The 20,534-nt window shown below is 40.9% G+C and carries 21 protein-coding genes, 1 pseudogene and 3 other annotated features; of the genes and pseudogenes, 4 read left to right on the forward strand and 18 right to left on the reverse strand.

Annotated elements, in window-relative coordinates:
• The 3 genes from pheS to ACFPU1_RS07930 form a co-directional block, all read right to left on the reverse strand.
• On the reverse strand, nt 1–1,035 hold the full coding sequence (gene pheS / locus ACFPU1_RS07920; RefSeq protein ID WP_100399834.1) for a phenylalanine--tRNA ligase subunit alpha: 1,035 nt from the start codon (nt 1,033–1,035) through the stop codon (nt 1–3).
• 65 nt (nt 1,036–1,100) lie between these two features.
• Nucleotides 1,101–1,356: a binding site (T-box leader), on the reverse strand.
• Nucleotides 1,357–1,518: 162 nt separating this feature from the next.
• Nucleotides 1,519–1,941: a CBS domain-containing protein gene (locus ACFPU1_RS07925; RefSeq protein ID WP_385939949.1), complete on the reverse strand. Its 423-nt coding sequence runs from the start codon at nt 1,939–1,941 to the stop codon at nt 1,519–1,521.
• A gap of 367 nt (nt 1,942–2,308) precedes the next feature.
• Entirely contained in the window at nt 2,309–3,064 is a 756-nt protein-coding gene (locus ACFPU1_RS07930; RefSeq protein ID WP_385939951.1) for a TrmH family RNA methyltransferase, read from the reverse strand.
• Between the two features lie 121 nt (nt 3,065–3,185).
• Here ACFPU1_RS07930 and sspI point away from each other — a divergent pair, with 121 nt between their 5' ends.
• Nucleotides 3,186–3,395 (forward strand): small acid-soluble spore protein SspI, encoded by a 210-nt coding sequence (gene sspI, locus ACFPU1_RS07935; protein ID WP_054635094.1) that lies wholly within the window; start codon nt 3,186–3,188, stop codon nt 3,393–3,395.
• A 103-nt stretch (nt 3,396–3,498) separates the two neighbouring features.
• Here sspI and ACFPU1_RS07940 read toward each other — a convergent pair whose 3' ends face one another.
• Together ACFPU1_RS07940 and ACFPU1_RS07945 are read right to left on the reverse strand one after the other, a co-directional pair.
• A complete protein-coding gene (locus ACFPU1_RS07940) occupies nt 3,499–4,584 on the reverse strand; it encodes a M42 family metallopeptidase (protein ID WP_385939954.1) in 1,086 nt (361 codons plus the stop codon).
• 145 nt (nt 4,585–4,729) lie between these two features.
• Entirely contained in the window at nt 4,730–5,215 is a 486-nt protein-coding gene (locus tag ACFPU1_RS07945; RefSeq protein ID WP_385939956.1) for a dUTP diphosphatase, read from the reverse strand.
• Nucleotides 5,216–5,415: 200 nt separating this feature from the next.
• On the opposite strand from ACFPU1_RS07945, the gene ACFPU1_RS07950 reads away from it, so the two are divergent.
• Entirely contained in the window at nt 5,416–5,805 is a 390-nt protein-coding gene (locus ACFPU1_RS07950) for a hypothetical protein (RefSeq protein ID WP_054635096.1), read from the forward strand.
• 32 nt (nt 5,806–5,837) lie between these two features.
• Here the strand turns inward: ACFPU1_RS07950 and ACFPU1_RS07955 are convergent, their stop codons facing one another.
• From ACFPU1_RS07955 to ytxC, 7 genes are all read right to left on the reverse strand, one after another.
• On the reverse strand, nt 5,838–6,416 hold the full coding sequence (locus ACFPU1_RS07955; protein ID WP_054635097.1) for a TVP38/TMEM64 family protein: 579 nt from the start codon (nt 6,414–6,416) through the stop codon (nt 5,838–5,840).
• A 28-nt stretch (nt 6,417–6,444) separates the two neighbouring features.
• Nucleotides 6,445–6,687 (reverse strand): DUF1294 domain-containing protein, encoded by a 243-nt coding sequence (locus tag ACFPU1_RS07960; protein ID WP_385939958.1) that lies wholly within the window; start codon nt 6,685–6,687, stop codon nt 6,445–6,447.
• 201 nt (nt 6,688–6,888) lie between these two features.
• Nucleotides 6,889–7,245: a 50S ribosomal protein L20 gene (gene rplT / locus ACFPU1_RS07965; RefSeq protein ID WP_054635098.1), complete on the reverse strand. Its 357-nt coding sequence runs from the start codon at nt 7,243–7,245 to the stop codon at nt 6,889–6,891.
• A 38-nt stretch (nt 7,246–7,283) separates the two neighbouring features.
• On the reverse strand, nt 7,284–7,481 hold the full coding sequence (gene rpmI, locus ACFPU1_RS07970; RefSeq protein ID WP_054635099.1) for a 50S ribosomal protein L35: 198 nt from the start codon (nt 7,479–7,481) through the stop codon (nt 7,284–7,286).
• A 95-nt stretch (nt 7,482–7,576) separates the two neighbouring features.
• Nucleotides 7,577–8,098: a translation initiation factor IF-3 gene (gene infC, locus ACFPU1_RS07975; protein WP_054635100.1), complete on the reverse strand. Its 522-nt coding sequence runs from the start codon at nt 8,096–8,098 to the stop codon at nt 7,577–7,579.
• A gap of 181 nt (nt 8,099–8,279) precedes the next feature.
• Nucleotides 8,280–8,411: a sequence feature (ribosomal protein L20 leader region), on the reverse strand.
• 142 nt (nt 8,412–8,553) lie between these two features.
• A complete protein-coding gene (gene thrS / locus ACFPU1_RS07980; protein WP_385939961.1) occupies nt 8,554–10,500 on the reverse strand; it encodes a threonine--tRNA ligase in 1,947 nt (648 codons plus the stop codon).
• Between the two features lie 112 nt (nt 10,501–10,612).
• Nucleotides 10,613–10,841: a binding site (T-box leader), on the reverse strand.
• 78 nt (nt 10,842–10,919) lie between these two features.
• Entirely contained in the window at nt 10,920–11,792 is an 873-nt protein-coding gene (ytxC, locus tag ACFPU1_RS07985) for a sporulation protein YtxC (RefSeq protein ID WP_385939963.1), read from the reverse strand.
• 210 nt (nt 11,793–12,002) lie between these two features.
• Here ytxC and ACFPU1_RS07990 point away from each other — a divergent pair.
• A pseudogene (locus ACFPU1_RS07990) lies at nt 12,003–12,513 on the forward strand (transposase); the annotation flags it as partial.
• Nucleotides 12,514–12,916: 403 nt separating this feature from the next.
• Here the strand turns inward: ACFPU1_RS07990 and mqnC are convergent.
• Nucleotides 12,917–14,026: a cyclic dehypoxanthinyl futalosine synthase gene (gene mqnC / locus ACFPU1_RS07995; protein ID WP_385939965.1), complete on the reverse strand. Its 1,110-nt coding sequence runs from the start codon at nt 14,024–14,026 to the stop codon at nt 12,917–12,919.
• Between the two features lie 388 nt (nt 14,027–14,414).
• Here mqnC and ACFPU1_RS08000 point away from each other — a divergent pair, with 388 nt between their 5' ends.
• A complete protein-coding gene (locus tag ACFPU1_RS08000; protein ID WP_385939967.1) occupies nt 14,415–15,512 on the forward strand; it encodes an NAD(P)/FAD-dependent oxidoreductase in 1,098 nt (365 codons plus the stop codon).
• Between the two features lie 131 nt (nt 15,513–15,643).
• On the opposite strand, the gene dnaI is transcribed toward ACFPU1_RS08000, so the two are convergent.
• From dnaI to ACFPU1_RS08025, 5 genes are all read right to left on the reverse strand, one after another.
• The gene (gene dnaI, locus ACFPU1_RS08005; RefSeq protein ID WP_385939969.1) at nt 15,644–16,579 is read right to left on the reverse strand and encodes a primosomal protein DnaI; all 936 of its coding nucleotides are present in this window, start codon (nt 16,577–16,579) and stop codon (nt 15,644–15,646) included.
• On the reverse strand, nt 16,579–18,027 hold the full coding sequence (locus ACFPU1_RS08010) for a replication initiation and membrane attachment family protein (RefSeq protein ID WP_385939970.1): 1,449 nt from the start codon (nt 18,025–18,027) through the stop codon (nt 16,579–16,581). The genes dnaI and ACFPU1_RS08010 overlap by 1 nt, the downstream gene beginning before the upstream one ends.
• A gap of 122 nt (nt 18,028–18,149) precedes the next feature.
• Nucleotides 18,150–18,617, reverse strand: a complete 468-nt coding sequence (nrdR, locus tag ACFPU1_RS08015) for a transcriptional regulator NrdR (RefSeq protein WP_385940501.1) — start codon at nt 18,615–18,617, stop codon at nt 18,150–18,152.
• 192 nt (nt 18,618–18,809) lie between these two features.
• Nucleotides 18,810–19,193, reverse strand: a complete 384-nt coding sequence (gene speD, locus ACFPU1_RS08020; RefSeq protein ID WP_198508968.1) for an adenosylmethionine decarboxylase — start codon at nt 19,191–19,193, stop codon at nt 18,810–18,812.
• A gap of 307 nt (nt 19,194–19,500) precedes the next feature.
• Nucleotides 19,501–20,529, reverse strand: coding sequence for a glyceraldehyde-3-phosphate dehydrogenase (locus ACFPU1_RS08025; protein ID WP_385939973.1), 1,029 nt, complete (start codon nt 20,527–20,529; stop codon nt 19,501–19,503).
• Nucleotides 20,530–20,534: the final 5 nt, after the last annotated feature.

The following is a 20,534-nucleotide window of genomic DNA, read 5'->3' on the forward strand; positions in this document are numbered from 1 at the left end:
TTATGAGCGTTTGAACTGTTCTAAAAACCGTAAATCGTTTGTATAAAAATGTCTGATGTCATCAATTCCATAGCGAAGAAGAGCAAATCGTTCTACACCCATTCCAAATGCAAAGCCACTGTACTCCTCTGGATCAAACCCACTCATTTCTAACACTCGTGGATGAACCATTCCGGCTCCTAACACTTCAATCCATCCTGAATGCTTACAAACCCGGCATCCTTGTCCCTGGCACAAACCGCAAGAGACGTCTACTTCTACAGATGGTTCTGTGAATGGAAAGAAACTAGGGCGAAGCCTGATACTGCGGTCTGGACCGAAATACTTCTTTACAAATGTCTCTAATACCCCTTTAAGGTCACTCATCTTTACATCTTTATCGACGTACAATCCTTCGATTTGCATAAACTGGTGAGAATGAGTGGCATCATCATCATCTCGGCGGTAGACCTTACCCGGGCAAACGATCTTAACAGGACCTTTGCCCTCATGCTTTTCCATTGTTCTTGCCTGTACCGGAGAAGTTTGGGTTCGCAGCAGCAAATCCGGTGTAATATAAAATGAGTCCTGCATGTCACGAGCCGGGTGATCTTTCGGGAGATTTAACTTTTCAAAGTTATAATAATCAGTTTCTACTTCCGGACCCTCTGTCACTTTAAATCCCATGCCAATAAAAATGTCCTCAACCTCTTCAACCACTGCTGTTAAAGGATGACGAGCTCCTTTTTTTATCGGGCGCCCAGGAAGAGTAACATCTATGCTCTCTGATGAAAGCTTTTCCTCTAATGCTTTCTCTTCGAGTCCTTTTGTTCTCTCCTCCAGTCTTGCCTGTATAGCTTCTCGAACTTCATTTGCCTTTTGGCCGACCTTTGGACGTTCCTCTGCTGAGAGCTTTCCCATTCCCCGCAGCACTTCTGTAATAGGACCTTTTTTCCCAAGATACTTCACTCGCACGGCTTCTAGCTCTTTTACACTCGCAGCTTCTTCTACCTGTTGCAATGCTTCTTCTTCTAATTCTTCTAATCGCTCAATCAAGGCTGCTTGCCTCCTTTATCTCATTTCGTATACTATAATTTCCCACAAAAAAACCCCCCTCCCTGGAAAGGGACGAAGGTTTCGGTCGCGGTACCACCCTTTTTAACCGTTTGCTTCAGCTTATTTTATGTAAACGGTTCGCTTCATTTTGATAACGGTTTGTATAAAACCGATGCTGCCTTAATAAGCTCAAGGAACTCATCATCCGGCGCCGACTCTGGAGTGAATTCAACAGCTTGTTCATAGAAATGCTTCCAGTTTATAACATTTCCTCCCTGTATGAACAAATTCCTGCCTACTACTCTCCATCGCAGTCTTTAGGGTGTTAAATTGTGATTCAATTATAGAAAAGTTTAGCCTTCATTGCAAGCTTTCCTTTTCATTCAATTATCCAGGACTTCTCTCAGCTCAATGATCAGCCGCCACGGGGTCAATCATTCCATTAAAAAAGAGCACCAGCATTCACTGGTACTCCGTATCTAATTATTGATCACGCTTTGACCCTTGCATAATATCATCAAGCGCTGCTTTTGCCTGTTCTTTCGTTTGTTCATCAACAGCTATGTCACCTAATGTGATGATACCCACGATATCATCATTTTCTTTCACAGGAAGGCGACGGATCTTGTGTTCTTCCATTAGCTGTGCTACTTCTTTAACATCCATTTCTGGTGAAGCCGTCACCAGATCAGAACTCATGATATCTCCAGCCTGAGAAGAAGGTGCATCTTCTGCCACATAACGGATAACGATATCCCGGTCGGTAATGGTCCCTACAAGTTTATTATTGTCCACTACCGGAATAGAACCTACATTCAGTTCCTTCATTTTCTTTGCAACATCAGCTACATTATCATTCACTTGGCATACATCAACATTGGCACTCATAACTTCTCTTACATTCATGATTACATGCCTCCTCTGGAATGGTTTCAATAATGCCTTTCCCAGAGTGAAAAGGAGTTAAAACTAAAAACCAATCCTTCCCAAAAGATAGGAAATTTTACCTCCTCTCTCTTTCTCCTCCATACTAAAAAACAGGCAAATGTTGATTTATTTGATTCTTTGGGAAGAGCATGAGCCGAAGATTTCCTCTTCCCGAGGAAGGTGAGACAGTGACCAGGACATAGGGAAACACCTTGAATAAGAAAGTAGGGAAGCTTGAATGGATGTGCACATGTCCCTATAGGGGGAAGTGTGCGTCCTTTATCGAAAATCAAAAAATGTTAAAAATCCACTGAAAATATAATTCTCCCCTCAATGAAAGCCAATACTACCCCCTCAGGTGATACAGTAAAATCCCCGCTGCTACAGCAGCGTTTAAAGACTCGGCTTTTCCGTGAATCGGTATATATAAATTCTGATCGGATTTGGCCAGCAGGAATTCACTAACTCCGCTTCCTTCATTACCAATAAGCAGGGCAAAAGTTTCCTGAGGTTCAATAGCTGTGTGAGTAGTCCCCATTTCAATTCCCGTTCCAAACACCGGAATATTCTTTTTCTTGCATTTCTCTACCCAGTCTTCCAAGTCTCCTCTTACGATTGGAAGGTGGAATACGGAGCCCTGGGTAGATCGAAGAACTTTATCATTATAGAGATCTACTGTCCCCTCTCCCAAAATGACAGCGGTCAACCCGGCTGCATCTGCTGTGCGAATAATTGTCCCTAGATTCCCAGGATCCTGAATGCCGTCAATAAAAAGGTAACGCCCCTGCTCCAGCGTTAAGTTGGAGACCGCCGTCATATTGCAAACCGCAGCTACGCCTTGAGGCGTTTCAGTGGCACTCATCTCTTTCATTACAGCTTCCGGGACAAAAGTGACTGGTATATCTTTAAAATCCCAGGAGGAAGGAACACTAAATTCCTCCTCTAAAAAAACTTCCTGAACCGCGGCCTCATAATGTAATGCTTCTTCCACTAAGTGGGGACCCTCTATAAAAAATTGATTATCTTTTTCACGCTGTTTTCGTTTATGAAGTCTTTTTATGTGTTTAATCTTTGGATTTTTTGCTGACTCAATCCTTTTCATAACAAGCCGCTCCTTATGTGAATTTTTTCTTCTATTACATATTTACCCTTTATTTAGGAATACTATGGCTATCTTTAATAAGTAACATATCTAATATTATCAAAAAAGGGAGGAAGCTTACATGTCCTTTAATTTACGTCAAGCAATTTTAGCTAATGTTTCTGGAAGCAGCGAACAGGAAGTTGAGGCTACAATTTCTGATGCACTTCAAAACGGGGAAGAAAAAATGCTCCCAGGTCTAGGAGTGCTCTTTGAAGTGTATTGGCGCCAGGCAAGCGAGGATGACAAAGAACAAGTCATTCAGCAGATCAGTGAAGGTCTGCAGCAGTAAGGAAGTACTTGGAGCTTTCTCAATGGTGCTGTAAAGCTTTTCATACTGTTTCACAAAAGAAAGAGAACGCCCCCTTCAATATCCAGGTGCGTTCTCTTTCTTTTTAGCCAAAAGTAATTTCTTTAACTTTATCTGCATCCAGCTTTTTAATGACGGCTACGATGAGTTTTACAGCATTTTCAAAATCATCTCTATGCAAAATGCCGGCATGAGTATGGATGTATCGAGTAGGCACAGTGATCGATAAAGAAGGGACACCGTCTCCAGTTAAATGAATCGCCCCCGAGTCTGTGCCTCCGGCTGCAACGACATCAAATTGATAAGGAATACCTAGTTCGTCTGCCGTTTCCGTGACAAAGTCGCGAACCCCTTTATGAGATACCATAGAGGCATCATAAACGAGCACCTGGGGGCCCTTCCCCATTTTAGCAAGGGCATCTTTTTCTGTTACCCCTGGTGTATCGCCAGCAATGCCTACATCAACCCCAAAGCCAATGTCTGGTTTAATAGCATGAGCGGAGGTCCGCGCTCCTCGAAGACCTACCTCTTCTTGAACGGTCCCTACTCCATATACTTCATTTGGATGAGACTCGCCTTCCAGCTGCTTTAATACTTCTATCGCAATTGCACACCCTATTCTATTATCCCATGCTTTAGCCATAAGCATTTTTTCATTTTTTAACACTGTAAAATCGCAAACCGGAACAACAGAGTCTCCCGGTTTCACTCCAAATTCCTCAGCTTCTTCCTTGCTTGTCGCTCCTATATCAATAAACATGTCCTTCTTATCAACCGGTTTCTTTCTCTGATCTGCCGGAAGGATGTGTGGAGGCTTTGAACCTATGACACCAGAGATATTCCCTTTAGAAGTCATGATGGTAACACGTTGAGCAAGCATCACCTGTTCCCACCAGCCACCGACGGTTTGAAACTTCACAAAACCATTATCATCAATGCTCGTTACCATAAATCCAATTTCGTCAAGGTGGCCGGCTACCATAATCTTCGGACCGCCTGCTTTTCCAACTTTTTTGGCAATCAAGCTTCCTAAATTATCAGTTGTTATTTCATCAGCGTACGGCTCAATGAATTTCTTCATTGCTTCCCTAGGCTCACGCTCGTTTCCAGGAATACCGTTTGCATCCGTAAGTTCTTTTAACATTTCAAGAGTTTCATCAAGCTTTGTCATATAGAAACCTCCTTATGTATCTCAACTGCAAAAAGCAGCCGGATCATTACTAAGTCCACGCTTAGAAAACCCTGCATTCAGTATAACGATATTTTGTGAGTGACTCAAATATTTTTCCTGTATTACGTAGATTTACCATCTGCGATTAATACCCTTCATCTTGTCTTTCGTGATTCTTTTGGTTTTTTTCTAAATAGGCTTCTTTCACTTCTTCTGGAGAAAAACCAAGGGCCTTACCTAAACCGAGATATACAACCAGCAAGGTCACAAAGGACTCTTTCTTCGGTTCTTGTCTTAAGGAAAAAATTGCTTCAAACACCTTATGAAAATTCTCTGTCAAGGTGGAAGCCGGCTCTCCTGCTTCTATAGTATCTCTTTGCCATCCTCCATCAATACCAAGGGATAAAATAAAATGAAGACCATCGACATATTCTTCTAAAATAACACTATTTGAAGAAGGCGGCTTTTGACTCCAGTACTTAAAACATCTTGTTTCATTAGCCAATTCACCAATCTCCACTTCCAGAGCAAGAATTTTTGAAGAAAAAAGATCCTCTCTCTTCAAACGATGCTCTTCAAGTATTCGATCATCCAATTGTTTTTGCAAAGTAAAAAGTCGGGTAATATTCATTATGTACACTCCTTTATCACAAAGATTTAAATGAGCAGTGAAGAAATTTCAAATTTAATCAAAAGTGAAACTATCTTACTTTATTTTCGTATACAATAAGGAAAAGGACAAACAATGCTCGGCATGCTGCCTGTCCAATTTACGGACTGTGCCTGCTTTGTCTTGAGTCTTCATTATGTTATAGGAAGGAGAAAACCAATATGGCTTTGCTCTTTCGTGCCATTATTATCATTGCGATTATCATTCTTATCTATGCTTTAATAAAATATATTTTCAATCCTAAGCGAAAGCTTGAACTCGCCCATGAAAAAAGAGATTTTTACTTTCTGGATGACAAACAAAATGTCCGCAAAAACTTTTCTCTCACTTATAAAGGCGTTATGTTTGAGGGAGAAAAATTCCTAGGAACCACTGAAGAGGCTTTTGAAGTCATTTCTGTCTCCATGTGGCCTAAAAATATCGACAGGCTCAAAGGCCTGGATCGTAAAGACTTTGAGTTTATTGAACGAGAAATACTTTCAGAATATCCCCATGCCTCTGTGGAGTGGAAAAGTCCGGTAAAAGAATTTCTTCGAAAAACTGAAAAATAAAACTTGCTGCTTAGGAGAAGCAGCAAGTTTTTTTATGAGGCTGAACGGTTCGGCAGGAACTCTTTCACCTTATAAAATAAATGCTTGTTTCGTGAAATAAAAAATAAAGAAATAAGAACAGCTGTCATAAAAAGACTTGCATACCATGGCATTTCTCTCATCACATGGCCAAAAGAAGTATAAACCAGAGCAGGTGGGATGCTGGCAAAAAACGCTAACTTCACATACCCGCGGAAACTTCCTGTCATTTCCATAACATAGGCATTAAGTAAATGAAAATGAATGAAAGGCATCATTCTGAGCAGCATAATTTCCGGAATCGTAATTTCCTCTTTCCCTCCGAGCCATTTTTCTTTCCAATACCTTATCTTCTCCCTAATAAATGGAAAAAAGGACACTACTCCATAAAAAGCGATACTTACAGCAAGGAGTCCCACAACAGAATAAATCGTTCCATAGATTGTACCGAAAAGCATTCCGCCAATGATGCATACTACTGCTACCGGAATAAAAAAGAACTGTCTAATAACATGAAAAACAATAAAAAGAACAGGAGCTAACCAGCCGCTCACTTCGATGTAATAAAGTATAGATTCTATGTTGCTCTCCATTGGCTGCCCTCCTTTATACATTCTATGCTTAAACTACTGTGGTAACTACTGCAGCTGTTATTATTAACACCTGAAATACCAGGAGAACAGGTATGCCTGTTGAAAACTTCTTCTTTCTGGTTTTATGGCGAATAACGTGCATGAGCAATAAAATACTCGGGCTCCCGCCTAAAAAAGCACACAGAAACAAGGTTTTCTCTGGAATCCTTCTTCCTTTTTTACGAGCTCTTTGCTTATCTATTATAAAAAGCGATCCTGCAATTACGTTCATGATAAAGATATAACTTCCTGCTATATATTCCATTATACTCTTCATTCTTTCTAATGAATGGTTATTTTTCACAGTTGTGAAATTTTTTCAGAAAATCATTCTCTGCTTATGAAAGCAGATACCGATAAGCAGTACCTTTTTTTCCAAAGCAAAAAGGCGCCAAACCGGGGCGCCTTTTTAAAATAAGCTATGAAAGATAGACTACTTCAAGCTTGATTTTGCTTTATCAGCTAATTCTGCAAAAGCTTTCTCATCATTTACAGCAATATCAGCAAGCATTTTACGGTTAATATTGATATCAGCTTGCTTAAGGCCATGCATTAAGCGGCTGTAGGATAGACCGTTTGTACGAGCTGCCGCATTGATACGTGTAATCCAAAGCTTACGGAAGTCACGTTTCTTTTGGCGACGGTCACGGTAAGCATACTCCAAAGACTTCATTACTTGTCCTTGTGCAGTCTTAAATAAACGGTGTTTAGAACCATGATATCCTTTTGCGAGTTTTAATACTTTCTTACGACGACGACGAGCGACATATCCGCCTTTAACTCTTGGCATCGTAAACCCCTCCTTTATTAAATCAATTTATTATAGTTTTACTTGTAAGGCATTAAGTCTTTGATACGCTTTTGGTCACTTTCATCAACATAACCAGTTTTGCTTAGGTTACGCTTTTGCTTTTCAGATTTATTACGGAACATATGGCTTGTGAAAGCATGGCTGCGCTTTAACTTTCCATTTCCTGTTTTTCTAAAGCGCTTCGCTGCGCCGCTGTGCGTTTTCATTTTAGGCATCGTAATATCCTCCTTAAATCTTTGTGTTGAGCCCTGGATAATAAATGTAATCACTTGCTGCTTATGTCTGTAGCAGACGTTAAACCAGCTCTATATTACTCGTTATCTTTCTTATCCTTTTCATTCTTTGGAGCAAGAATCAAGAACATGCTCCGGCCTTCCATCTTAGGCTTTGTTTCTACTGTGGCCACATCTTCACACTCTTTTGCCAAGCGCTCGAGAACTTCTTTTCCGATCTCCGAGTGGGTGATCATTCTGCCGCGAAAACGAATCGCTGCTTTCACCTTATCTCCTTTGGTCAAAAACTTCCGTGCATTTCGAAGCTTTGTGTCAAAGTCATGCTTTTCAATGTTAGGACTTAAACGCACTTCCTTAACGTTAATAACAGTTTGCTTCTTCCGAGCCTCTTTTTCTTTCTTTTGCTGCTCATAGCGGTACTTGCCGTAATCCATAATCCGGCATACCGGAGGCTTAGCATTTGGAGCCACCATAACTAGGTCAAGGTTTGCATTTTGAGCCATTTCTAAAGCTTCACTTTTGGACTTTACCCCAAGTTGTTCGCCACTTGCATCAATGAGGCGTACTTCGCGAGCGCGAATTCCGTCATTGAGTTTCATATCTTTACGAATAATGAGCCACCTCCAAAGAATTTGTGAATCAAAGCATTCATAAGCACAAACGCCAAATTGCGAATGTCAGTCTAGACGTCACTTATCAATCAGCAGGTTTACCGTTCTTTTTTATGGCTGGCTGTGTCAGAAGGATGACCCTTCTTTTCTCTACAGAACATCAGCCCTTTAGGCAAAAAAAATGCAGGCGCACATAGGGCGCCCACATGATGTCTGTATAATACGCAGTATTAATACCACCATACCTGTCAACAGCCTTGTGCGTCAATCAGGTGAGAAGCGGGCGCTTCTGCTTGCTTTGGTTCCTTATTTATTCATTACCATCTAACATTATCATAATGAACTGAAGGTGTCAATTCATTTCTAATTTCAATGGGTTCAATAGGGAATGATGTCCCAAGAAAATATATTATCTTAATCTGTCACATAAATCAAGTATATTTTTATTGTTTTTTTGAACGATCGGAAATCTCAGTAGTGATTTTTTCTATAAACTGTTTTAATGAAACTGACTCAGATTTTTGCTCACCATATTTGCGTACATTAACACCTTCAGCCTCAATCTCTTTATCTCCGAGGACAAGCATATAAGGCACTTTCTTCATTTGAGCTTCACGGATTTTATAACCGATTTTTTCATCTCTTGTATCCACTTCTACCCGCACTCCGGCTTGACGCAGCTTATCCTCTACCTGTTTGGCATATTCCATATGAACCTGGGCAGATACTGGAATCACCTTTGCTTGCACTGGAGCAAGCCACGTTGGAAATGCGCCTTTGTACTCTTCAATTAAGAAAGCAACAAAACGTTCCATGGTTGATACTACCCCGCGATGGATAACAACAGGACGATGTTCCTGGCCATCTTCACCAATATATGTTAAGTCAAAACGATTCGGCAGATGGAAATCTAACTGTACGGTAGAGAGCGTTTCATCTTTCCCTAAAGCCGTTTTCACTTGCACATCAAGCTTGGGTCCATAAAATGCCGCTTCTCCTTCTGCTTCCACGTATTCCACGTTCATATCATCCATTGCTTCCTTAAGAAGAGCCTGGGACTTTGTCCACATTTCATCATTATCCACATACTTTTCTTTATCTTCCGGATCGCGATAGGAAAGACGGAAATAGTAATCCTCAATACCAAAGTCTTTATATACGTTTTGGACAAGTTCAACTACCCGTACAAATTCATCTTTCAACTGGTCCGGCCGGCAGAAGATATGAGCATCATTCAATGTCATGGCCCTGACTCTCTGGAGTCCGGCAAGAGCACCTGACATCTCATGGCGATGCATCGTACCAAGCTCGGCGATTCGGACTGGAAGGTTACGGTAACTGTGAAGCTGGTTCTTATAAATCATCATATGGTGAGGACAATTCATTGGGCGCAGGACTAAGTCTTCGTTATCCATCTCCATAGTAGGAAACATGTCATCTTGATAGTGATCCCAGTGGCCTGAGGTTTTGTAAAGCTCTACGCTTCCCAGTACAGGCGTATACACATGTTCGTAGCCTAATCGCTCTTCCAAGTCAACGATGTAGCGTTCAATTACTCTGCGGACCGTAGCTCCTTTTGGAAGCCAAAGAGGGAGACCTTGTCCTACTTTTTGACTGACGGCAAAGATATCAAGTTCTTTCCCAAGCTTACGGTGATCTCTTTCTTTTGCTTCTTCAATCATTTTCAAATACTCATCAAGCTCATTCTGCTTTGGAAAAGCAGTCCCATATACACGCTGCAGCATCTTATTGTTGCTGTCTCCGCGCCAATAGGCACCAGATATATTCATCAGCTTAAATTTCTTTAGTTTCCCGGTACTTGGCACATGGACACCCCGGCACAAATCAAAGAATTCACCCTGTTCATAAATCGTCACAGTCTCTCCTTGAGGAATTGCATCAATCAGCTCAAGCTTCAGGTCATCACCGAGTTCCCGGTACATTTCCTTTGCTTCTTCCCTGGACACTTCCTTACGTATAATTTCATGATTTTCATCAATGATTTTTTGCATCTCTTTTTCTATTTTGGGAAGATCCTCTGGGTGAATGGTTTCAGGCATATCAATATCATAGTAAAAGCCATTTTCTATGACTGGTCCTACACCAAGCTTCACATCTTTATATAAACGCTTTAGAGCCTGAGCCATAAGGTGAGCTGTACTGTGACGAAGAATTTCTATTCCTTCCTTGTTCTTCAGAGTAATGATTTCAATTTCCCCGTCCTCTTTTATAGGGGTACGTAAATCAATCTCCTGGCCGCTTAATTTACCAGCTACAGCCTGCTTTTTCAGACCTGGGCTGATGGAAGAGGCAATTTCCTCTGTTGTTACTCCCTGTTCAAATTCTTTTACAGTACCGTCTGGAAAGGTAATTTTCACTTGTTCAGACATTCTCTTCACTCCTCTTAAATCGTTCACATACGCGGACTGGGAAATTAGGTATTTGCTCAACAATTGAAAGGGAAAAGAAAGATTTTCAGACACAAAAAAACACTCCTCCCTCATAAGGGACGAGTGTGGCCCGTGGTTCCACCCTTTTTTCCGCTTTCTAATTAAATAAGCAGCTTAAGACCAGATAACGCCTGGCAGGCGTCAGCAGTTACTAAGACAGTCTGTTCCCTGCTGATGTTCAGAGGTGGTAAGAAGCAATTCCGCGATAGGAAGCTTCCAGCCACAGGCTTCCCTCTCTGTCATCCGTACATTACCTCTCTTGTCCTCTTCCTTACATTTCCCGTCATTCATTATGGTAGTAATTATAGAGAGATTAAAAAATAAAATCAAGCACAATTCTGAAGTGAAATTCATGTCCCTTACTGAATTTGCTTTAAATTCAGACTGCTCATGAAATGAAGAGGGTATACTTTTACCCTTTCCTGAAATACAGCCTGCAATGTTTTAATGACTCCGTGTTCGTCCGAGTTACTATAAATATGCAGCAGTTCCGGCGCCATGCTGACAAGAGGACTGATAACCATTTCTTCCGGGAGAAGTTCTTTCTCAAATACCAAGTCTTTAACGAGACAGCGCATCCTCATTTGTGTAGTAATTTCATTATAGTTTTCATCAAAAAATCTCACCTTTTCACCGTACACCAGGTGAACCACCGGTACGGCCGGGACCGTTCTATTAACGAAATCCCGAAAACTTTCAACCATTGTCTGATATTCTTGTTCCCATTTATACTCATCAATTGCACATTCAAGGGCGTGTAGAAGACAGGAAAAGTACTTCCCGATTCTAAACGTCAGGAAAGGTTCCCACTGCAGCTGTTTATTTTTTCTCAAATCCTCCAGCAGAGGCTGATAAATAAAACATTCTCTATGGTAAAAATGGGAATAAACCGGCATTTCGGCTTTTTTTCCGTCCAGAACGGAAAAAGCCATCTCCAAAATTTCGGCAGCTACTTCCACATCGTTGTATAAAAAGACGTCCTGAATGTTTGTAAGAAGCCATTCAGACTCCTTTGTATCTACAACATGCTTAGTGAGTACAGCTGAAATATATGGAAGAATCCCATGTTCCCATTCTTCTTTTGTTCCATTATAGGACCAAAACAGAGTGCTTTCCTTTTTTGTTACACTTCCTATATTTAATCCTCTTTCCTCAAACTCAGATACTGCTTTTTCGAATAGATTGTATACGTGACTGCTCTCTTCTCTACAATTAAACATGATTGAAAACATGTTAATACCTCCTTGCCCCCATAGGCTCCAGTCATCCTCTCGTATGTACAGTCTTGGTTCCTGTTATATACATATGGGGACATGCTGAGGAACATGCCGTTTTTTTTGAACTCAATCTCCCTTCGTTTTAGAAAGGCTTTTTCACAGCCCTGTCCCTTATATATGACAAAGTCAAGCCCTACTACAGTGAAGACAACGGTCGTCCGCCCATTGACAATGCCGTTATGCAAAGGAATAGAAGAACGGAACACCATGGGTGTTATCGCTCACCGTCGCTTTAAGCCTAAGAAGAGATATATGCCAAAATGGAAATATACATACAATAAAGAATCCAATACCTATACATGTCCAAATGGGATTACCCTGACTTATTCGACCAGGAACCGTGAAGGCTATCGTCAATATCACTCTGATCCAAAAATATGTGTAAACTGTCCTTTACTTACTAAATGTACTAACGCTCAGAATCACAAAAAAGTTCTTACCCGGCATGTTTGGGAAGAAAGTAAAGAGAAAGTCAGGGAACACAGACTTTCCAAAGAAGGAAAGACGATTTATAAAAAGAGAAAAGAACGATTGAGCGAAGCTTCGCGGACGCTAAACAGCTCCACGGGCTTCGCTACTGCCGGTTGCGCAGCTTGAAAGGGCATCGGAACGGGTGCTGATGACAGCCACAGCGCAGAATATAAAGAAGATCGCCAACCACCTCACAGCCAGCTAAGGGGTGTTTTTGTATTTTTAGAGCAAATAAAATGGCTGGAAGACTCTCCAAAACATTAGGAACCCACGCTTTAGAAAAGCGTGGGTTCCTCCCTCGACAGTCTTAGCGCCTGAATAGGCGTTTTTTTGTGTACATATACGTTGATTGTTCAAACATCACGAGACGCCTGCGGGAAAAGCAAGAGTTGAAGATCCGCCGGGGGTTTCACCCCGGCTAGCTGAAGCCTTGCCTGCGGCATAGAAGACACCGTGAAAGCGAATGAAATGAGGATTGAACGGATGTCGCACTTGTACCTTTAGGTGCAAGCGAGTGTACTTTTGAACAATCAACAGAACTAAGTAAGGGCCCTCACCCGCGGTGAAGGCCCTTCTATTTAGCTCAGTTTTGTCCCAGCCTCTTTTCGTTAGTTTTGCATAATGAAATCTTTCTCAGCAGACTGGTCTCCTTCAAAGACTTTAAGAGTATTATACTTTGTATCACGCTGAGCCGGGATTTTCCCTGCTTCTCTGATAAGCTGAAGGATTTCATTAGTATTTACTTTGTGAGTTGTTCCAGCTGCTGAAACAACGTTTTCCTCCATCATTGTACTTCCAAAATCATTACAGCCGAATTCAAGAGATCTCTTTCCGACTTCTGGCCCCATTGTAACCCAAGAGGACTGGAAATTAGCAATATTATCAAGGAACAGGCGAGAGATAGCTACATTCTTTAAATAACCTTCAGGAGTGATTTTCTCACCCTTCATATTTGTATTATCTGGCTGGAATGTCCAGGAAATGAAAGCCAGGAAACAATCGGCTTCGTCCTGTGCATCACGGATTCTTTGCAAATGAAGAGCTCTTTCTTCATTAGATTCCCCTAATCCTATTACCATTGTCGCTGTCCCATGCATACCAACTTTCTTTACGGTTTTCATGCATTCAAGCCACTGATCGTGGGTACACTTCAGTCTGCTGACCTTTTTGCGAGTTTCTTCGGTAAGAATCTCTGCGCCTCCGCCAGGGACTGAATCCAGGCCTGCTTCATGAAGATCTCTTAAAACCTCTTCAAGAGTCAGACCAGAAACTTCAACCATTTTAAAAATCTCCGCAGGAGAAAAAGAATGCATAGTTATTCCTGGGAAACGTTTCTTAATATTACGAAGAAGGTCAGTGTAATAACTAAATGGAAGGTCCGGGTTTGTGCCGCCTTGCATTAAAATTTCAGTTCCATTAACGTCCTGGGTTTCCTGGATTTTTTGGAAAATTTCTTCATCGCTTAATACGTATCCTTCAGAGGAACCGGGTGCTCTATAAAAAGCGCAAAAACGGCAGTACGTATCACAGAAATTGGTGTAATTGACATTCCTCCCAATCACAAACGTTGTGATAGGTTCGGGATGCCACTTTTTCGTCACTTCATTAGCTGCTGCTCCCATTTTTTCAATTTCATCACTCTCATATAAACGAACCGCATCTTCTTGAGTCAAACGCTCTCCGTTTACAGCTTTTTCTAAAATTGCATCTATACTCATCTTTCATTCCCCCAACTGCTTACATTGATTGTATCTCCAGCCCGGCAAGGAAAAGGCTGGGTATGGAGCCTTCTATGGAAATCTGATCAATAGTAGTAATGGTTATGTGAACATTACGTTAATCGTATCACAAAAACGTGAAGATTACCTAACAGAGAAAACAAGACATTTTCATATAAACGTCCTTTCTGTCTCTTTTAAGATAAATAGGAGAAGACTCAACTATAAGCCCTTAATGTACAAACTAAATCCGTTTTATAGAAATACTTCCTGCTTTTAATCAGGTATAAGTAGTTATTCAAATTTACGAAAATAATAAAGAATAAGCTAGAAGAAAATCGTTAAGCCTAAGGGGGCAATAAAGAGCAAGAGTACAAGGAGGCCATTAATGAAAGTCGCAATTATGGGGGCGGGAGTCTCGGGACTAACCAGTGCTATTATTCTCGAAAGAAATGGGATTCCTTTTGATATTTATGAAAAAAGAGGAGAAGCAGGAGATCGTTTTGTAAACGGTGAGATATTTTTAAATTTATTAACTCCTGTTAACGATTGCATTACTTACTTAGCGGAAAGTCATAATATTTACATAAAACCCGAATCACATATTAATAAAATTATTATTACTTCTCCGGAGAAGCAAGCTGAAATCCACGGGCATTTTGGACACACCATTAAAAGAGGAAGGACTTCTTACTCTTTAGAAAAGCAGTTGGAAGAACAAGTAAAAACCCCTGTACGTTTTCACTCAACCTGCTCCTATAAAGATTTAGTACAAGGTTATACCCATGTCATTTTAGCAACAGGGGATGCTGATTATGCAATGGATATCTCTGAATTTCAAAATGACATAAATGTCACCCTTACTGGTGGAATGATATCGGGAAACTTTGATCCTGGTACTCCTATGATATGGCTGGATAACAACATTTCACCACTTTCCTACGCCTATATTATTCCATTTTCCAGGGATGAAGCCCATATGGCACTTGGGTACCCTGAATATAAATCAACAACCACATATGATTCACATGCTTTACTATCAAGGTTTCACGATAAAGCAGCCAAGGATCTGAAACAGGATCTAGTGATGAAGGACAGATTTGAGGTGAATCATTACAAGCTTGGGATATGCCAATACCCCAGAATAGGAAACACCTTCCTTACTGGAAATTGCTTTGGAAGCGTTATGCCATTTCTCGGTTTTGGACAATTTTCTTCTATTCTGACAGGGATCTATGCTGCCCAGGATATTATTGGCGAAGGGAAATACGAGGAATTAACAAAGCCTTTGCGAAAAAGTTACTATCGTTCCTTAGTTCTTAGAAGAGCCTGGGAACAATTGGATAACAAAGGATACGACCGTCTAACAAAAATTGCCGGCACTCGTTTATTTGAAAAAGCAATAAACAGTAAGTTAAATTCAGCAAAGGTAGCATCTATGCTTGCCGCTCCCCTGGTGAAAACAGCAAATCTGTCTCGAAAATAAAAACATTATCCGGAACAACGGCTGTTTTCAGCTAGTCTTCCCATCGCTGCCTATGTAAAAGAGCTGTTAAGAAAAAAATCTTAACAGCTCCTTCCCATTTTCCTCTGGAAAGCTCAAATTAATGTGGGATGTCAGCTATATTCTCTTCGATTCTTTCCTTCAATAAAAACTGGAGTGGTTAACGGTTTAATTCTTTCCATGATTCTCTTTGCCTTTAACTGTTCAATTCCGCCCTTTTGGGAATAGGCTAAATGCTCTTCAAGCTCTTCGTAATCATAATTAGATGTGAATAAGGTTGGAAGCTTTTCCATCATTCGATAATGTAATATCACACCTAAAATATCATCCCTCACCCAGCCGGACATGGTTTCCGCGCCAATGTCATCCAATATTAGAACAGGAGCTCTTTTCACTTCATCGAGCTTTTCCTGAACTGTCCCATCAGAAACTGATTGCTTCATCTCCCTGAAGAAATCGGGCACATACACAATCATGCTTGCAATATGCCGCTGAGCCAGTTCATTCATTACTGCTCCCATTAAATAGGTTTTGCCTACTCCAAACTTTCCGTATAAATATAACCCTCTGCCGTTTTCTCCAGGCTGAGCATTTAATGCAAAGGCCAGGGCTGCATTACTAGCAGTCAATCTGGTGTCATGATCCTGTTCTACTTGTTCAAAGGTAGCATCTAAAATGTCTCTTGGTACATACAGGCTTTTGATCAATTTTTGCAGTCGTTTACGTTCATCCTCCCGCTGCTTCAGCTGGCAAGAGTTATATCTGATTTCCAGCTTCCCTCTTTCCGTAAAAAGTGCCGGCTGATACCCAGTTAGAAGGTTTGGGCAATGGTCAAGACCAGGACATGCATCACAGTTTTCCCACTCTTTTTTAAACTCATATAATTTTCCGATATTGTTCTCAAGCTCTTTTTCCGGGATCTCCTCATTCTTTCGTAAGAACTCCTGGACTCGGGAATATTGGTAAACATCCTGCTTAAGACGATCATACCGGTTTTCCCATTTTTGATCCTTCATCATATTTTCAAGAGCTGACCGGATGGAATTCATTATGATTCACCTCTATTCTTACGGTTCTCATGCCTTTTTCTCATCATCTCTTCAAAACGCTGCTTTTCGATTTCCATTTCTTTTCGACCAGAATCTGTCGAAACCTTTTCCTTGGATTCTTGCTCCTCCGTCAGCCATTTAGGCAGTTTGTCTTTACGAACTTGCGGACGATAAGGACGACTGTTTCCTGAGGCAGCACCTTGCTTTGTGTTTGCTTTTTCAGCTAACGCTTTTTTCGATTTGTTTTCTTCCTTAGCCAGGTTCATGGCCTCTTTCACCGTGTTTAATTGCTTACGCGACCAGTGACCTGCTATCTTTTGGATTAAGGTTTTGTTAAGCTTCATATTGTTTGTTTTCATTACATAATCAATAAGGACATTTACCACACCAGGCTGCAGGCGGTACTCCAGGATTAATGATTCTACAATTTTAATATCAGCAAGGGGCACCTTTGCCCCGTCTGATATGCTTTCAAGGAGCATCACCGGAGAAGTCGATTCATAAAAGTGAATCATCTTTTCTTCCTCTGTTACAGGCTCTTTTTCTTCCATTATTCGATGTTTGGCAGGATGGGTTCGATATGCTAAAGCAGGCGGCTCAGGACCATACTCAAAACGATACCAGTCCTGAACCTTCTTCCTTAGTTCACTAATTTCCAACGTTTCCCCGCCAACAAGAGACTGTTGAATCAGCTTGCTCATCTCTAAGGGACCAAGCCGATATACAAAAGCCAGACGGGCAATCGCATCTTTGGCTTCTTCACTGAGTATGTCTTCTGTCTTGATAAATGCCGGCAAGTCTGCTTTAAGAAGCTCAAAGTCAAAGCTGCTTTGATCCAGAAATGGATCCTTTCCTGACGGGCGCTGAGCAAAGCCTTTTCCCTTTTCTTCTGCCATGATCATTTCTTGTGCTTCCTGATTTTGCAATACCATTTCTGAATGATGCAAGGATGCAAATACTTCGTTAAAAGAAGACGTAATTTCCGTGCACGAGGATTCATCTATCGTATCTAACATAAAACGGTCTCTCGTCTTTCGGTACTTCTCTTTTCCTAATCTATTGTAAAGGAAAACACTAAGCACGTCATTTTGAAAAAATTGCTTGGGAGACATTGGAGCCTGCAGCTCATAGATAAACAGTGATGAACCTTCTTCAGCTTGCTTATAGGTTCGGAGCAAACCTATCCCTTCCAGTTTTCGCCTTTCCTCAAATATCTGGTTTAACGCGGCTCCCATTACCAGCATCAGCTCTTGATGGTTTGACTCATCGCTCCAGTAGGAATCTTTCTCCAGTTTGCTCGCAAGTGTCATGTACAGACTTACTGCCATGGAACCGATTAAAGGCTGATATAAAAGACTTAATACTTTTTGATCTCCTTCGCATGGCTTTTCATCTGTTCGGACACAATAGCGGTCGATAGGAAGTAGCTCTTTCCAATGCCAGCTCATGTTCCTCCCCCTTATTTATTCCTTTCACTGAAAGCTTGTTATATAAATTTATTATTGCATCTATGAAAAAGTATGACATACAAAAAAAGGAGCTAAAGCGGTGCGCCCTAAGCTCCGTCGTCTTACTCTTTTTTTTCATCCTTGTTAATTAATTCCTTAAGTTCATTAATAAATACATTAATATCTTTAAATTGACGGTACACAGAAGCAAACCTTACATAAGCGACATCGTCCACTGAAGCCAGTCTTTCCATAACCAGCTCTCCAATTTCTTCACTCATCACTTCTGATTTTCCGTCTCCTCGTAATTGTTTCTCTACGTCATTTACTATTTCTTCCAATGTTTCAAGCGCAACCGGACGCTTCTCACAGGCTCTTATCAACCCGCGAAGAATCTTTTCCCTGCTGAACTCTTCTCTTTCCCCGCCTTTTTTGACTACGATCAAGGGAAGTTCTTCAACCACTTCAAAAGTCGTAAAACGGTAGTGGCAGGATTCACATTCTCTTCGGCGGCGAATTGAACGGCCTTCATTGCTTGGCCTTGAGTCCAACACTCTGGTTGCGTTTGAATGGCATGCTGGACAAAGCATAACATCATCTCCAGTTTGACCCTGGGTGCTACCCAGGTGACCTTCTTCTCCATTTCTCTTCATACTATCATATCATTCATACAAGAGGTTTGGAAAGGAAGCAAACACAACCATTTTCTATTGCAGTTAGACAACTTTTTCATATGTAAGGAAAAATATGAAAAAGGGTGCCACGAAGGCACCCCTTTTAATTTATAATACTTTTGCGATTGGCTTCTTTACTTGTACAGGTCCCATTCCTCTTGGGACTTCTACTACTTCTTGAGTCTCTGCACCGAGCGCTTCAGAAATATAATTGGAAGCCACATTTGGATCGATGCGATCTCCACATGTGTATACATCAATGCTTGCATACCCATGTTCTGGAAAGCTGTGTATTGTAAGATGGGATTCAGAAATAATTACCACCCCGCTCACACCGTGTGGAGCAAATTTATGAAAAGCCACTTCTCTTACTTCTGCACCTGCCCGTAAAGCTGCATCTACAAAGACCTGTTCAATATAATTTAAGTCGTTTAATTTCTCAATACTGCAACCCCAAAGTTCCGCAATGACATGTCTTCCCATTGTATCCATAAGCGGCATCCCCCTCATTTAAAAATACTTCATGCATACTCAAGCATGGAGGAAATCGTTACTACGGGGGAAAGTTAGTTCTCAGAGGCCCTAACCCTTTCAGTAACAACAGTTCCTTATACAGCTTAGTCGAAGTTCACGAAATTTAGTATACTTCCTTTACTCAATTTTTGCAATAACGTAATGATATTTTTATATTATCTTTAAATTTCTCCTTATTCTTACGTTTTACTTCATTTTCTTATAATGGATGATTATGCAGAAAATCAGCAAAAGAGCACCAGGCTTCCTGATGCTCTTTGTATATTTATGCCCCAACCGGTGATGTTTTATTAATTCCGTTCGCTACATGATTCACTAGATCAACAACCCGGCAGGAATATCCCCACTCATTGTCATACCATGCAAGCACCTTTACTTGTTTGTCATTCATTACCATTGTAGACAGGCCATCGATAATGGAGGAGTTTTCATTTCCATTATAATCAACAGAAACAAGAGGATCATTGTTGAAAGCGAGTATTCCTTTCAATTCACCGTTTGCAGCTGTTTCAAATGCCTTGTTTACCTCTTCGACTGTTACATTCTTTTTCAAGTCGACAACTAAGTCAACAAGAGAGACGTTAGGAGTCGGGACTCTTAAAGCCATGCCATTCATTTTCCCTTCAAGTTCAGGAAGGACTTTAGAAAGTGCTTTAGCAGCCCCTGTAGAAGTAGGGATGATTGACTGGCCGCAGGCTCTTGCTCTTCTTAAATCCTTGTGAGGATTATCAATGTTCTTTTGGTCATTTGTATAAGAATGTACGGTAGTCATCATTCCTGTTTCAATTCCAAATTGTTTTTCCAGTACTTTTACGACAGGTGCCAGGCAGTTAGTCGTGCAGGATGCATTGGACACAACATCATGTTTTTCAGGGTTATAGTCTTCTTCGTTTACACCCATTACGATCGTTACATCTTCATTTTTTCCAGGGGCTGTAATAATGACTTTTTTTGCTCCTGCTTCAATATGAAGCCCAGCTGTTTCTTTTGACTTGAACTTCCCGGTTGCTTCAATAACGATATCCACACCAAGCTCCTTCCAAGGAAGCTCTTTTGGATCACGCTTTTGAAGAAGTACAATTTCTTTTCCGTTTATAAATAATTTATCGTCTTTCGCAATTACCTCCGCATTAAAAACGCCGTGAATCGTATCATATTTTAAAAGGTGGGCTAATGTTTCCGCAGGATAACTTGCGTTAATGGCCACCATATCTAATTTGTCATCAAGGATTGCTTTTCTAAAAACCATTCTTCCAATTCTTCCAAACCCATTTACTGCTACCTTAACCGTCATAAAGG

Source organism: Thalassorhabdus alkalitolerans (assembly GCF_042656525.1).
GTDB classification, from domain to species: Bacteria; Bacillota; Bacilli; order Bacillales; family Marinococcaceae; genus Thalassorhabdus; species Thalassorhabdus alkalitolerans.